The organism is Actinobacillus lignieresii, assembly GCF_900444945.1.
In the GTDB taxonomy this organism is placed as follows: Bacteria; Pseudomonadota; Gammaproteobacteria; order Enterobacterales; family Pasteurellaceae; genus Actinobacillus; species Actinobacillus lignieresii.
In genome coordinates this window covers 1010085-1026016 of sequence record NZ_UFRM01000001.1, presented here as the reverse complement: position 1 = coordinate 1026016, position 15932 = coordinate 1010085, and the positions used below count along the sequence as shown (strand labels likewise).

General features: G+C 42.7%; 11 protein-coding genes. 8 read left to right on the top strand and 3 right to left on the bottom strand.

The genetic code is table 11. From position 1 onward, the window contains the following. Positions 1 to 227 precede the first annotated feature (227 nt). The 5 genes from glgB (at position 228) to DY200_RS04580 (ending at position 9958) form a co-directional block, all read left to right on the top strand. The gene (gene glgB / locus DY200_RS04600) at positions 228 to 2561 is read left to right on the top strand and encodes a 1,4-alpha-glucan branching protein GlgB (RefSeq protein WP_115587092.1); all 2334 of its coding nucleotides are present in this window, start codon (positions 228 to 230) and stop codon (positions 2559 to 2561) included. Positions 2562 to 2567: 6 nt separating this feature from the next. After that, positions 2568 to 4553 carry a glycogen debranching protein GlgX gene (glgX, locus tag DY200_RS04595; protein WP_115587091.1) on the top strand — a complete coding sequence of 662 codons (1986 nt, stop codon included), beginning with the start codon at positions 2568 to 2570 and terminating at the stop codon, positions 4551 to 4553. A 15-nt stretch (positions 4554 to 4568) separates the two neighbouring features. Then, positions 4569 to 5885 (top strand): glucose-1-phosphate adenylyltransferase, encoded by a 1317-nt coding sequence (gene glgC / locus DY200_RS04590; RefSeq protein WP_115587090.1) that lies wholly within the window; start codon positions 4569 to 4571, stop codon positions 5883 to 5885. A 102-nt stretch (positions 5886 to 5987) separates the two neighbouring features. Next, complete coding sequence (gene glgA, locus DY200_RS04585; protein ID WP_115587089.1) at positions 5988 to 7424, top strand: glycogen synthase GlgA; 1437 nt, start codon at positions 5988 to 5990, stop codon at positions 7422 to 7424. Between the two features lie 29 nt (positions 7425 to 7453). Then, complete coding sequence (locus DY200_RS04580; protein ID WP_115587088.1) at positions 7454 to 9958, top strand: glycogen/starch/alpha-glucan phosphorylase; 2505 nt, start codon at positions 7454 to 7456, stop codon at positions 9956 to 9958. Between the two features lie 111 nt (positions 9959 to 10069). On the opposite strand, the gene ndk is transcribed toward DY200_RS04580, so the two are convergent. Together ndk and metG are read right to left on the bottom strand one after the other, a co-directional pair. Continuing rightward, positions 10070 to 10486, bottom strand: a complete 417-nt coding sequence (ndk, locus tag DY200_RS04575; protein WP_115587087.1) for a nucleoside-diphosphate kinase — start codon at positions 10484 to 10486, stop codon at positions 10070 to 10072. A 58-nt stretch (positions 10487 to 10544) separates the two neighbouring features. Further along, positions 10545 to 12581: a methionine--tRNA ligase gene (gene metG / locus DY200_RS04570; protein ID WP_115587086.1), complete on the bottom strand. Its 2037-nt coding sequence runs from the start codon at positions 12579 to 12581 to the stop codon at positions 10545 to 10547. 118 nt (positions 12582 to 12699) lie between these two features. Here metG and menC point away from each other — a divergent pair, with 118 nt between their 5' ends. After that, positions 12700 to 13710 (top strand): o-succinylbenzoate synthase, encoded by a 1011-nt coding sequence (gene menC, locus DY200_RS04565; RefSeq protein WP_115587085.1) that lies wholly within the window; start codon positions 12700 to 12702, stop codon positions 13708 to 13710. A gap of 35 nt (positions 13711 to 13745) precedes the next feature. Here menC and DY200_RS04560 read toward each other — a convergent pair whose 3' ends face one another. Then, positions 13746 to 13907, bottom strand: a complete 162-nt coding sequence (locus DY200_RS04560; protein WP_005596340.1) for a DUF1232 domain-containing protein — start codon at positions 13905 to 13907, stop codon at positions 13746 to 13748. A gap of 116 nt (positions 13908 to 14023) precedes the next feature. Between DY200_RS04560 and rsuA the strand changes: the two genes are divergently transcribed. Next, positions 14024 to 14716 (top strand): 16S rRNA pseudouridine(516) synthase RsuA, encoded by a 693-nt coding sequence (rsuA, locus tag DY200_RS04555; protein ID WP_115587084.1) that lies wholly within the window; start codon positions 14024 to 14026, stop codon positions 14714 to 14716. Beyond that, on the top strand, positions 14716 to 15912 hold the full coding sequence (locus tag DY200_RS04550; RefSeq protein ID WP_115587083.1) for a Bcr/CflA family multidrug efflux MFS transporter: 1197 nt from the start codon (positions 14716 to 14718) through the stop codon (positions 15910 to 15912). Before rsuA ends, DY200_RS04550 begins: the two co-directional genes overlap by 1 nt. The last annotated feature ends 20 nt before the right edge of the window (positions 15913 to 15932 follow it).

Sequence of the window (15932 nt, the reverse complement as noted above, 5' to 3'; positions counted from 1 at the left end):
AAAATATTGTCCTATATTGTAACCTATATTCTGCTAAATCGTTCTAGCAAGCCGAAAAAAATATCAGAAAGTGTGATCTGGTTCGCATATCTCAAGAGAAAAACATGATTTAAATCACAAAAATGAACAATGCTTCGCCGAAGACCATTAGAAAATGTTATGATGCAAACGTTTTCGTAGTCAGGAAGAAAATAGTCAAAAGTGTAAAAAGCGAGGATGGTTATAGCATGAAAACATATACGTATTCTAAACAAGATTTATCTTTTATTGAGCAACTTTCTCAAGCGTATTGTAAAGATCCTTTCTCTTATCTCGGCTTACATCAAGCGGGTGATGTGAGCGTAATTCGTGTTTTTCTGCCGGAAGCAACGACGGTTAAAATTCTGAGTGCAGACGGTCAAATACTTTCCGAAGCTTTGAAAATAGACGACTCAGGCTTGTTTGTAGCGCAATTGGCGCAGCAGTATTCTTCCTTAAATTATCGTTTAAGAGTCGGTTATTCTTTAGCGGAAATCGACCTTGAAGATCCCTATCGTTTTACTTCTTCGCTTCTACCGATGGATAACTGGTTATTGGCGGAAGGAACTCATCTTCGTCCATACGAAACCTTAGGTGCGCATTTGAAAACGCAAGAAGGCGTTTCCGGCGTACATTTTTCCGTTTGGGCGCCGAATGCCCGTCGTGTATCGGTTGTCGGCGATTTCAACTATTGGGACGGGCGAGTAAACCCGATGCGTTTCCATTCGGAAAGCGGTATTTGGGATATTTTCCTACCTAATGTTGAGAAAGGTGCATTATATAAATTCGAAATTTTAGATAGCAACGGTAACATTCGTTTGAAATCCGACCCTTATGCGTTCGCATCGCAATTCAGACCGGATACGGCATCCGTAGTAACGGGTTTACCGGAAAAAATCGAAGTGGATGCGAAACTACGTCATGCGAATGATCCCGACCAGCCGATTTCAATTTATGAAGTGCATCTCGGTTCGTGGCGTCGCCATCTTGAGAATAATTATTGGCTGAATTATGAAGAAATTGCTAACGAATTAATTCCTTATGTTAAAGATATGGGGTTCACTCATATCGAATTGTTACCGATTACCGAATATCCGTTTGACGGTTCTTGGGGCTATCAGCCGACAGGACTCTACTCTCCGACCAGCCGATTCGGTTCGCCGGATGATTTACGTACCTTGATTCGTAAAGCGCATGAAGCGGGTATTAATGTGATTCTTGACTGGGTAGTCGGGCATTTCCCGACCGATTCGCACGGTTTAACCGAGTTTGACGGCTCGCATTTATATGAACATCAAGATCCGCGAGAAGGTTATCATCAAGATTGGAATACCTTAATTTTTAATTACGGTCGTCACGAGGTGTTTAATTATCTTTCCAGTAACGCCTTATATTGGACGGAACGATTCGGTATCGACGGTTTACGTGTCGATGCGGTTTCTTCCATGATTTACCGCGATTATTCTCGTAAAGACGGCGAGTGGATTCCGAATCAATACGGCGGACGAGAAAATTTAGAAGCGCTTGATTTCCTTCGTAGAACCAATCGGATGTTGAAAAAAGAAGGACACGGAGCGGTTGTGATTGCGGAAGAGTCCACTTCATTCGCCGGTATTACGCATAGCCCTACGGAAAACGGGGTCGGTTTCGACTATAAATGGAACATGGGCTGGATGAACGATACCTTACGTTATATGTCGCTCGATCCGATTTATCGTCAATATCATCACGATTGGATGACCTTCGGGATGATGTATCAATATAGCGAAAAATTCGTATTACCGCTTTCACACGATGAAGTGGTGCATGGTAAATGTTCCATTCTCGGAAAAATGTCCGGCGATTGTTGGCAAAAATTTGCGAACTTAAGAGCCTATTACGGTTATATGTGGGGCTATCCGGGTAAAAAATTACTGTTTATGGGTAATGAATTCGCCCAAGGTCGTGAATGGAATTACAACGAAAGCCTCGATTGGTTCCTGTTAGGCGAACAAGGCGGCGGTTGGCATAAAGGCGTGCTGAATTGGGTGAGAGATTTGAACCGTACTTACCAAAAATATCCGGCGCTTTATCAATTGGATTACGATCCTGCCGGTTTTGAATGGTTAGTAGTCGATGACTGGCAACAATCGGTATTTGCTTTTGAACGTAAAGCCAAAAACGGCGAGAGTGTGATCGTAGTCAGTAACTTTACGCCGGTCGTTCGCCATAATTATCGTATCGGCGTGCGTCAAGACGGCACTTATACTGAAATCCTCAATTCGGATGCGGCTTACTATGAAGGAAGTAACGTAGGCAATTACGGCGAGATTGAATGCGAAGCAATCGAATCGCACGGTAAACCGTTCTCTATTGAACTTTCGATTCCGCCGTTATCAACCATTTTTATTGCTTGTCAGCCTAAGCCTAAAGAAGCGGTTGAAGCCGAACAAGATATTGTGAAAATGGCGGAAGTTGCGATGCAAAAAGCATTAAAACCCACTAAAAAAACGGTAAGCGTAAAAGCTAAAGCACATAAAAAAGCTCATAAAAATAAGAAGTAACAAAATATGAAAGTGACAGCGGGAAGTCCTTTTCCATTAGGTGCGCAAGCGGTCGAAAACGGCACGAATTTTGCAATTTTTTCAGAAAATGCGACCGCTATCGAACTCTGTTTATTTAAGCAATCGCAAGAACAACGTTTTGCGATGCGACGTACCGGTGATGTGTGGCATTTGTTCGTTGAAAATATCGGAGAAGGCATCGAATACGGTTTCCGTGTCGCAGGGATTACCGATAAGCAAAAAGGCGCGTTATTTAATCCGCAAAAGTTATTACTTGATCCTTATGCGAAACGTATCGTCGGTACGGTATCGGCGCATACGGCGGATGAAATTAAGTATTTTCAATGGGATGATAAACGTGATAATGCTCATTTAGCGCCTAAATCGGTAGTGGTTGCGCCGGATAATTTCGATTGGGAAGATGACGAACGCCCGCATTACCCGTGGAGAGAAACCATTATTTACGAGCTTCATGTAAAGGGTTTCACTCGGTTAAATCAACAGATTCCCGAGCCGTTACGCGGAACTTATGCAGGGCTTGCGCATCCCGCTTCGATTGCGCATCTAAAACGTTTGGGTGTCACCACAATAGAATTACAGCCGGTCAGTCATCATATTGATGAAGTGCATTTGCAGAAAATGGGCAAAACCAATTATTGGGGATACAATGTTATCGGAGCTTCTGCGATTGAACCGGCGTTGGCTTGGGATCAAGAAGACCCGATTACCGAATTTAAATATTTGGTTAAAACATTACATAAACACGGTTTTGAAGTCATTTTAGATTTGGTTTATAACCATACCGCAGAGGGCGGTACGGACAGTTTAACGCTATGTCAAAGAGGCATTGATAACCAAAATTATTATTGGCTGAATCAGCAAGGGGAATATGAGAATTGGGCGGGATGCGGTAATGCGTTAAATTTAAGCCATCCGAGAGTGTGCCAGTGGGCGATAGACAGCTTGGTTTACTGGGTAAGTGAATGCCATGTCGATGGATTCCGTTTCGATTTGGCAACCACATTAGGACGAACCCCCGAATTTGATCAATTATCGCCGTTTTTTGAAAAAATTAAGCAAACGCCTGAATTAGAACATATTAAATTAATCGCCGAGCCTTGGGATATTGGTCCGAACGGTTATCAAGTCGGCAGATTTCCGATTCAGTTTGCGGAATGGAATGATAAATACCGTACCACGATGCGAGAATTCTTTTTAGGCGAGAGTGGCAATCTAGGCGAGTTTGCTCGTCGTTTAGCCGGTAGCGATGACCTTTATTGGCAATATTCTCCGGCAAAAAGTATCAACTATTTTGCTTCACACGACGGTTTTACCCTACAAGATCTCGTGAGTTATAACAAAAAGCATAATGAAGCAAACGGTGAAAATAATCGTGACGGTGAAAACACTAATCATAGTAATAACCATGGTGTTGAAGGCGAAACCGATAACGAATTTGTAAATATTTTGCGAGATCAGACCGCTTGTAGCTTATTGGCGACCTTATTTCTCTCAAACGGCGTACCTATGCTACGTGCCGGTGATGAGTTGGGGCATTCGCAAAAGGGTAATAACAACGCTTATTGCCAAGATAATGAGATGACTTGGATTGACTGGCAAAATGCAAATGAAGCAAGAATTGAGTATGTAGCAAAATGGATAGCCTTACGTAAACGTATTGCCTTACTCTCTCACCAAAACCACTGGTGGACGGAGAATGACGTTCAATGGTTTTCATCGCAAGGGAAAGTGATGGAGATTGAAGATTGGCATAATACGGAGTCCAAAGCGTTACAAATTCTACTGCAAGATCATTGGCTGATCTTAATAAATGCCAAAAAAACCACCCAGCAATTTTTCCTACCGACAGGTAAATGGCATATTTGTCTCGGTAAGAATATTGCGACTTTGATAGCGAATACGCAATCGGTTGCTCTTCAGTTCGAACAGATGGGAGTATGCGTGCTTCAAAGAAAATTAAGTTCATATTAATACCGGAGAAATCACATGCTTACACAAGAAAAAAACGACCTAAATAAATCTGGTCTCGATATTACTAACGATACGTTAGTACTTATTTTAGCGGGTGGTCGAGGTTCACGCCTTTATGAATTAACCGATAGACGTGCGAAACCGGCCGTATATTTCGGCGGATGTCGTCGTATTATTGACTTCGCACTTTCAAACTGTATTAACTCCAATTTATTAAAAATCGGCGTGATTACGCAATACGCCGCACACTCGTTACTTCGCCATTTACAACGCGGTTGGTCGTTCCTTCCTTACGAGCGCAATCAATATATCGATATGCTTCCGGCTCGTCAGCAATTGGATGAAAATACTTGGTATCGCGGTACGGCGGATGCGGTTTATCAAAATATGTCGATGATGAAATCGCACTATCGTCCTAAATACGTAGTGATTTTAGCCGGCGACCATATTTATAAAATGGACTATACCCAAATGTTACGTGACCACGTAGAAAGCGGAGCGAAATGTACGGTAGGTTGTATCGAAGTACCTCGTGAGCAAGCGGTCGAATTCGGCGTAATGGCGGTCAATGACAAATTAAAAGTAAAAGAGTTTGTGGAAAAACCCGCTGATCCGCCTGCAATGCCGGGACGTCCTGATTCCTCATTAGCTTCAATGGGAATCTACGTATTTGATGCGGATTATCTCTACAAAATGTTAGAGCAAGAAGCATCGGTTCCGGGAACCTCGCATGACTTCGGTAAAGATATTATTCCGAAAGCGGTGGAAGAAGGCGTGTTATATGCTCATCCGTTTGAACGTTCATGTAAAGGTCGAAACGCAACAGGCGCAATCTACTGGCGTGATGTCGGTACGATTGACAGCTATTGGGCGGCGCATATGGATTTGGTTTCGGAAGAACCGCAATTGGATTTATATGACGAATCTTGGCCGATTCACGGACGTCCGCAACAAACCGCACCGGCTCGTTTCTATTACAATAAACAAAGACAACGTACCTTAGATAACTCGCTTATCGCCGGCGGGTGTGTAATTACCGATGCGGAAATCAGTAATTCGGTCTTATTTAACCGTGTACATGTGGCGGAAGAAACCATCATCGAACATACCGTGATTTTACCTCAGGTAAGTATCGGTAAAAATTGTGTGATTAAACGAGCGGTAATCGATCGTCATTGTGTGATTCCGGACGGCTTACAAATCGGTGTAAATCCGGAAGAAGATGCGAAACATTTCCGAGTGAGTAAAGGCGGAATCGTACTTGTTACGCAAGGTATGTTGGATAAATTACAAGGTATTACCTCCAATATTAAATTACACCATACCATTTAATTAATCTGTTTAGCCGAGGACGCACATAGTGCGTCCTTTGAGCGTTTTTATAAGCGGTCATATTTCTTTATTTTTTTACAAATTAACAAAACGGGCGATTATATGAAAATTTTACATATCTGTTCGGAAATGTATCCTTTGATCAAAACAGGCGGCTTGGCTGATGTGATGGGAGCACTTCCTTACGCGCAACAACAATCGGGCAATGACGTCAGAGTATTGATTCCGTTATATCCTCAAGTGGCTGAAAAAATCGGCGAAACCAATGAAGTGGCGACCATCGGTACTTTTGCCGGTTTAGTGACCATTCGTTTTACTTATTTTAACGGACTCGGCGTTTATGTGATTGATGCGCCGCATTTATTCCAGCGTTCGGGTAATCCTTATCACGATTCCGGTTATGCGGATTATCCGGATAACTATAAACGTTTCGCGCTTTTAGGTTATTTAGGCGCACAGCTTGCGGAAGGATTGGATCAATGGTGGGGTAAAGCGGATATTTTACATGCGCACGATTGGCAGGGCGGTTTAGCTTGCGCTTATCTGAAAAGTTGGAATAGTCCGGTAAAAAGCGTGTTTACCATTCATAATATCGCTTATCCGGGGCGTTTCCACTCTTACCATTTACATGAACTCGGTTTACCGTGGCATTTCTTCCAAGCGGAAGGCTTAGAGTTTTACGGGGAAATTTCGTATCTTAAAGCCGGTTTATATTTTGCGGATAAAATTACTACGGTCAGTCCGACTTACGCATTGGAAATTACCGAAGAAATTGCCGGTGGCGGTATGCACGGTTTATTACAAACCCGCAAAGCGCAAGGTCGATTACACGGGGTGTTAAACGGTGTGGACGATACGGTGTGGAATCCGGAAACCGACACGAATATCGTTGCAACCTATAAGCCGAGTTATATGCAAGGTAAATCGAAGAATAAAGCGGAATTACAACAAATGTTCCATTTACCGGAAGATAAAGATGCGATGCTTATGGTGATGGTTACCCGCTTAACCGAGCAAAAAGGTGCGGATTTTATTCTGGATCGTATCGATGAATTAATGGAAGAACGTGTTCAATTAGTCGTTTTAGGAAGCGGCTCGCCTCATTTGGAATATTTATTGAATGAAGCGCGTAGTCGTCATCCGGAACAAATTGGTATTTACATCGGCTATAATGAAGTGCTTTCTCATCAAATTATTGCCGGTGGGGACGTTATTTTAGTTCCAAGCCGTTTTGAACCTTGCGGATTAACCCAGCTATACGGCTTAAAATACGGTACGCTTCCTTTAGTGCGTCGTACCGGCGGATTGGCCGATACGGTGGTGGATAGTAATAAAGAAAGTATTGAACAACGTACTGCGACGGGATTTGTGTTTAATTATCCGAGCAGCGACGATTTCCTTGAGGCTTTCCGACGAGCGGTCAATTTATGGAAGAAAAATAAATTATGGTCAAGCGTTCGTCAAAATGCATTGGCTCAAGATTTCGGCTGGGCGAGAGCGGCGGCTTCATATCAGGCGATTTATCAAGAAATCGTATAACGGATTTTATTTATATTTAGGAGTGACAAATGGGCAATAAGGTTTTAAGTCCTGAGAATATTCAACAAGTTAAAGACGCTATTTTATATAAAATGGTGTTTGCGTTAGGGGTCGAGCCGCGTGAAGCGAGTAAACGTAACTGGCTGAATGCAGCATTACGTGTCGTGCGAGATCTCTCGACCGAATCATGGTTACAAACTCGTCGTAGCCAAATGGCGAACGGTAGTCGTCGCGTATATTATCTTTCAATGGAATTCTTAATGGGACGTACTTTCTCCAATGCGATGATTGCGGAAGGCGTATATGAGTTGATTGATGCGGCGTTAAAAGAACTCGGTCAAAATTTGGAAGATATTATTAACGAAGAGGGTGATCCGGGTTTAGGTAACGGCGGTTTAGGTCGTTTAGCGGCTTGTTATATGGACAGCCTTGCTGCAATGAAAATTCCGGCGATCGGTTACGGTATTCGTTACGAATACGGTATGTTCCGCCAAGAGATTCGTAACGGCGAGCAGGTAGAGCAGCCGGATCAATGGTTGGAAAACGAATTTGCATGGCCGTATTTACGTTCCAGTAAACGTTTCCCGATTCGTTTCGGCGGACGAGTATGGAATGAAGGTTCGAAAGTAGTATGGCAACCGGACGAAGAAATTGTTGCGCAGGCACACGATCAATTGATTCCGGGTTTTGAAACCACCGCAACTAATAGTTTACGCTTATGGTCGGCACACGCTTCGGGCAAAGGCTTCGGCTTAGCGGACTTTAACCGCGGCGACTATTTCTCTGCGATGAGCCATCAAAATTTATCAGAGAACGTTTCTCGCGTACTTTATCCGGACGATTCAACCTATAACGGTCGTGAATTACGTTTACGCCAAGAGTATTTCCTCTGTTCCGCTTCCGTGCAAGATATTATTCGCCGTCACGAAACAGAATGCGGATCTTGTGTCAATTTAGCCGATAAAGTGGCGATTCACTTAAACGATACTCACCCGACACTTGCCGTGCCGGAACTCATGCGTATTCTGATTGACGAGAAAGGGTATAGTTGGGATCAAGCGTGGAGTATGACGCGTAAAATTTTCTACTATACCAATCATACGTTAATGAGCGAAGCGTTAGAAACTTGGCCGGTGGAAATGTTGGGTCGTATTTTACCGCGCCATTTAGGCATTATTTTTGAGATTAACGAATGGTTCTTAAATGAAGTGCGTGAAAAATTCCCAGGCGATGAAGATTTGGTGCAATGCGTATCATTAATTGATGAACACGGTGATCGCAGAGTTCGTATGGCTTGGGTGGCGGTAGTCGCTTCAACCAAGGTAAACGGCGTAGCGAAAATTCACTCGGATTTAATGGTCGAATCCATTTTTGCCGACTTCGCGCGTATTTATCCGGATCGTTTTACTAACGTAACAAACGGGGTAACGCCTCGCCGTTGGTTAAGAATTTCCAACCCAGGCTTAGCGAATATCTTGGATAAACGCATCGGTACGAATTGGCTGACAAACCTCAGCGAATTAGAAAAATTCAACGTATTTATTGATGATGCGGACGTCCAAGCCGAAGTTGCGGCGGTAAAATATGAGAACAAACGTAAATTAGCGGATTATGTTGAGAAAAACTTAGGGATTACGCTTAACCCTGAAGCGATTTTTGACGTACAAGTAAAACGTATTCATAAATATAAACGCCAACAGCTAAACGTATTACACATTATTACGTTATATAACCGTATCTTAAAAAATCCGAATGCGGATTGGACGCCTCGTGTGTTTATCTTTGCCGGTAAAGCGGCAAGTGCTTATTATGCGGCGAAGAAAGTGATTCGTTTAATTAATGATGTCGCAAATGTCATCAATAATGATGAACGTATTCGCGATTTAATTAAGGTAGTATTTATTCCGAACTACGGCGTATCACTGGCGCAAATGATTATTCCGGCGGCGGACGTTTCAGAGCAAATTTCATTGGCGGGTACCGAGGCATCAGGTACTTCGAATATGAAATTCGCACTTAACGGCGCTTTAACTATCGGCACGTTAGACGGTGCGAACGTAGAAATTCTTGATTGTGTCGGTAAAGATAATATCTTTATTTTCGGTAATACGGTTGAACAAGTGGAAGAATTGCGTCGTAACGGCTACTCGCCGTATCATTATTATGAAACGGACGGGGAGTTAAATGAAGCGGTTTCACAAATCTTAAACGGTAAATTCTCGCCGGATGATCCGTATCGTTATCAAGATCTGATTCTCAATTCGGGCGACTATTACCAAGCTTGTGCGGATTTCCGCAGCTATGCGGAAGCGCAGGAAAAAGTAGCGGCGGCTTATCGTAATAAGAAAGCTTGGACGCGTTCGGCAATTATCAATATTGCGAATATGGGGTATTTCTCATCGGATCGTTCGGTGCTGGATTACGCTCGTGATATTTGGCATATTGAGCCGATGGACGAATTACAACTTAAAGATAATGCCGATCTCAAAAGCATTCTTGAAAGTTCGAATAAACTGTTAGGTTCTCGTAAATAGCAGAAATTTAAGCGGTCTGTTTTTCGTAAGATTTTGCAAGAAACGGACTGCTTGTATAAGTGATAAAAAAGCCGTTTGTGTAAGACAAACGGCTTTCTTTTTGGCTATCGTTTAGAGAATTTCATTCGGCGTGAAGAAATAAGCGATTTCACGTTTTGCCGATTGCTCGGAGTCCGAACCGTGTACCGAATTTTCACGTCCGCTGATAGCGTAAAGGGCGCGAATCGTACCGGCTTTACGTTGTTCCGGATTGGTTGCGCCCATTAATTCACGGTAGTGAGCGATTGCATTTTCGCCTTCAAGCACGACCGCGATAATCGGTGCGGAAATCATAAATTCCACGAGCGGCGCAAAAAATTCCTTACCTTGATGCTCGGCGTAAAAACCTTCCGCTTGTTCTTGATTAAGCTGTACTTTTTTAAGTGCTTTAATAGTTAAACCGGCTTCTTCCAGATGGCTAAGAATTTTACCGATAAGATTGCGTTGTGTCGCATCGGGTTTAATTAAACAGAGTGTTTGTTGAATCATTTTTTCTCCTTGTTCGCAAAAAAAGCGGTAATTTTTACCGCCTTTTTTACTATAGCTATTATTTTACTTGCATACCCGGGCGGATACCTTCATCCGCTGAAAGTAGGAATAAATCCGCACCGCCTGTGCCTGCGGATAAAATCATCCCTTCCGATACGCCGAATTTCATTTTACGCGGTGCAAGGTTTGCTACCATAATCACAAAACGACCGACTAATTCTTCCGGATTATTGTAAGCCGCTTTAATACCGGATAATACTTGGCGTTGGTGATCGCCTAAATCCAATTGGAATTTCAATAATTTGTTTGATTCCGGTACGGCTTCACAGCTAATTACTTTTGCCACACGTAAATCTAATTTTGCGAAATCATCAATCGTAATTTCCGCTGCGATAGGCTCCACAGCCGTATTTTCAGTATTTTCCACTTTTTTATCTTCCGCTTTATTTTGTGCTGCAAACAGCGCTTTGGTTTCTTCAATCACCGCATCAATTTGTTTTTTCTCAAGACGAGAGAACAATGATTTAAACGGCGCAACATTTTGACCTAATAACGGTTGCTGAATGTTATCCCAGGTTAATTCCGATTGTAAGAAAGCTTCGGCACGTTCCGCTAACTGTGGCAACACCGGTTTTAAGTAACTCATTAACACACGGAATAATTCAATACCCATTGAACAAACCGCTTGTAATTCCGCCTCACAGCCTTCTTGTTTTGCAATTACCCAAGGCGCTTTATCATCGACATATTTATTCGCTTTATCGCAAAGATCCATAATTAAACGAATCGCTTTGTTAAATTCACGATTTTCATAATGTGCGGCGATTTGCTCCGATTGTGCGATAAATTCTGCAAAAAGTGCTTCGTCTTCTAATTTATCGGCCAGTTTACCTTCAAAACGTTTGGCGATAAAACTCGCATTACGTGAAGCGAGATTCACTAATTTATTGACGATATCGCTGTTTACACGTTGTACGAAATCTTCAAGGCTTAAATCCAAGTCTTCAATACGTTCGTTCAGTTTTGCCGCATAGTAATAGCGTAAACATTCCGGATCGATATGTTTCAAATAGGTGCTTGCTTGAATAAAGGTACCGCGTGATTTGGACATTTTCACACCGTCCACCGTCACATAACCGTGTGCAAATACATTAGTCGGCTTACGTAATTCACAACCGTCCAGCATTGCCGGCCAGAAAAGACTGTGGAAGTAAACGATATCTTTACCGATAAAATGATAAAGCTCGGTTTCTGAATCTTTTTTCCAGAATTCGTCAAAGTTTAAACCGTTGCGATCACATAAATTTTTAAATGACGCCATATAACCGATAGGCGCATCAAGCCATACGTAGAAGAATTTATTTTCCGCATCCGGAATCGGGAAACCGAAGTAAGGTGCGTCACGGCTGATATCCCATTGTTGTAAACCGCTTTCGAACCATTCTTGCATTTTATTGGCAATTTCCGATTGTAATGAGCCGGAACGCGTCCATTCTTTCAACATACCTTCAAAACTCGGTAAATCGAAGAAAAAGTGTTCGGATTCTTTCACGATCGGTGTTGCACCGGAAACTGCAGAACGAGGGTTGATAAGATCCATCGGACTGTAGGTCGAAGCACAGACTTCACAGTTATCACCGTATTGATCTTCCGCTTTACATTTCGGGCAAGTGCCTTTGACAAAGCGATCCGGAAGGAACATTTGTTTTTCAGGATCGAATAACTGAGAAATCACACGACTTTTGATAAAACCGTTAGCACGTAATTTTTTATACATTTCGGTAGTAATTTCACGGTTTTCTTCACTGTGTGTCGAATGATAGTTATCGAAACTGATATTAAAGCCTTTGAAATCTGCAACGTGATCCGCTTTGGCTTTTTCAATTAATTGTTCGGGCGTAATACCTTGTTTTGCCGCATTAAGCATAATCGGCGTGCCGTGTGCATCGTCCGCACAGACAAAGTAAATTTCGTTACCGCGCATACGTTGGAAGCGAACCCAAATATCCGCTTGGATATGTTCGAGCATATGACCTAAATGAATTGCGCCGTTAGCGTAAGGCAAGGCACAAGTAACCAGCATTTTTCTAGACATTATTTGTTTCTCTGCAATCGGAAAAAATCCCCCTTTTGTGTAAAGAGGGGGAATAGGAAATTTAAAAATATTCTTTTAATTTTAGCTTAAACGGGCTTTTTTTTCCAGTTTCAATTATATGCGGCAAGCGGTAGAATTTAGGCAAAATTTTACAAACGGACAGAAAATGAGAAAAGCCGAACTTTACCGCTATGCGATTCCTTGTCAAACCGGCGTGGTATTACGCAAGCAACCGCTCATTCAACGAGAAGGGCTGATTCTTAAACTGGAAGAAAACGGCAAAATCGGCTTAGGCGAAATTGCTCCCTTGCCCGGTTTTAGTCAAGAAACATTAGCCGATGCGGAAATGCAAGCGAAGATGTGGTTAGCGAATCAAACCGATGATTTGGAAGAATTATTTCCTTCGGTTGCGTTTGGTATTAGTTGTGCATTGGCTGAATTGCGTAATGAATTGATTACTCAGGGAAAGTTTGCTTCGGCAATTTTATGCGACGGTAATTTTACGCAGTTTGCGCAAAAAATCGCACGAATTCCGCAGCCGCTCGGCAAAATCAAAATCGGCTTCGAGCCGGAAAAGGAAGGCGAGTTGGCAAATAGGTTGTTGGAACAATTCCCACATCTTACCTTGCGTTTGGATGCCAATCGCAGTTTTTCGTTGGCGCAAGCGGTCGGATTTGGTAAAAAAATTGCAAAATCGAACCGCTTGCGTATCCAATTTATTGAAGAACCCTGTTTTACCCCCTCGTTCTCTCGTCAATTCGCACAAGCAACCGGTATTGCGATAGCGTGGGATGAAAGCGTACGTGAAGCGGGATTCAGCGTAAAAGCGGAAGATTATTTGAAAGCGATAGTGATTAAACCGACCCTTACCGGCTCGCTTGCCAAATGTGTGAATTTAATCAAGCAGGCACATACGCAAGGATTGAAAGCGGTTATCAGTTCTAGCCTTGAAAGCAGTTTGGGATTATCGCAGTTGGCAAGAATTGCCGCACAATACACACCGGAAACGGTAGCGGGGCTAGACACGCTCGGCTTAATGCAAGTACAGCTGGTTCGAGCGTGGCAGGGGTCGGATTTACCTTTAGCGGGATTACAAAGTCGGTTTTTGCAAAAAATTGCTGAAATTTGACCGCTTGTTTTATATAAGTTAAGACCGGCTTAGTGTTATTTTTTCAACACGGTTTGAATTAACAGCAAAATTGCCGCCGCATCATCAACCAAACCGAGCGGACCTAATACCGCCTCGGGCAGAATATCAATCGGGCTGAACAAATAAATTAAGATGATTATAATTTTAATCCATTTTTGTTTCGGCATATTCAACATTGCGAATCCTTTTACTCATAAGAAATCAAGTGCCAATTAGGTTATTTTCTGCGGAAAAAGTTCACGCTTCACCACGCTAAAGCGTATAATAAAACAGTATAACAAAAGAGGAAAATATGCGTTTAGATAAATTTATTGCCGAAAATACGGGATTAACTCGTTCTCAAGCGGCAAGAGCCTTAAAAAGCGGTTTAGTTACCGTAAACGGAAAGTTAGAAAAAAGCGGTTCGGTCAAAATTGGTGATACGGATGAAATTTGTTACGAAGGCGAACGTTTGGAATGGGTCGATGAAGGTCAATACTTTATGCTATATAAGCCGCAAGGCTATGTGTGTTCGCATGATGACGGCGAATATCCGACCGTATTCCAATTTTTTGACTATCCGCTGATGACCAAACTGCATACCGCAGGGCGTTTGGATGTGGATACGACCGGTTTGGTGTTATTAACCGATGACGGTAAATGGTCGCATCGCATCACCTCGCCGAAACATCATTGTGAAAAGACCTATTTGGTGACGCTTGCCGATCCGGTGGAAGATTTTTATGCGAAAAAATTAGCGGAAGGCATTTTATTACGTGGCGAACGCGAGCCTTGCTTACCGGCGAAAATGGAAATTATTGACGATTACAATGTAAATTTAACCATTAGTGAAGGGCGTTATCATCAAGTGAAACGGATGTTTGCCGCATTGGGTAATAAAGTGGAAGCGTTACATCGTTGGCGTATCGGTGATGTGGTTTTAGACGAAAATCTTGAAGAAGGTGAATATCGTCCGCTTAGCGCACAAGAAGTGGAGAGTTTTTAATGGCAACACAAAGACCGCATCCGTGCTTTTTTATTATTCTCGGTATGATGGCGATGTTACCGCCTTTAGCGATTGATATGTATTTGCCGTCGTTTCTTGATATCGCGAGAGATTTACAAGTTTCACAGGAAAAAGTACAAACCACATTGGCTGTTTTTACCTTCGGTTTTGCCGTAGGGCAACTTTTTTGGGGACCGACGGCGGACAGCTTCGGACGTAAGCCGATTATTTTGTTCGGTTTAACAGGTTCCGCTTTAGCCGCCTATTTCCTGACGCAAGTCATGACTATTGAAAACTTTTATTTGCTTCGACTGATACAAGGACTTTGTGCGGCGGCGCCGGCGGTAGTATTGGGAGCCTTAGTACGAGATCTGTTTGATCGTAATATGTTTGCACAAATGATGTCGGTCATTATGATTATTTCGATGCTTGCGCCGTTGTTAGCACCGATTTTAGGCGGTTATATTGCGAAATACTTCCATTGGCACTCTATTTTTTATACGTTGGTGTTAATGGGCATAAGTTGCGTGCTACTTATCAGTTGGAAGATTCCGGAAACCTTAGCGATTGAAAAACGACAACCGCTGAGATTCGGCATTGTTTTTAAAAACTTTTGGGCGTTGCTATCCGATAAAGCGACCTTAGGTTATGTTTTAGTCGGCGGTTTAACGTTTGCCGGAATGTTCTGTTTCTTAACCTCCGGATCGTTGGTTTACATCGGTATTTATGGCGTTTCGCAAGAGTATTTCGGCTACTTCTTCGGTTTGAATATGATTGTAATGGTTTCTATGACCGCATTAAACGGACGGATTGTGGTTAAAGTCGGCTCGGAAAAAATGTTGAAAATCGGCTTGCTTGTTCAATTGTTAGCCGGTATTTGGTTGGCGTGCGTTGCAATTTTTAAATTAGGTTTTTGGGCGATGGCAATCGGTATTCCGTTTTATGTCGGCATGCTTTCGACTATCGGTAGTAATGCGACTGCAGCGATTTTAGATCGTTATCCGCAAATGGCGGGAACGGCAAACGGTTTAGCCGGAACCGCACGCTTCGGTATCGCTTCTTTAGTCGGTGCAATGTTATCGCACATTGCCGTTACGAGCGAACGCCCTATGCTATATGCTATGGCGATGTGTACGATAGCCGCTTCTATAGTTTATTACCTACTATGTAAAAATAAGTCGAAACAAGCGATCTGATTTTATGTAAAAACGGAAAA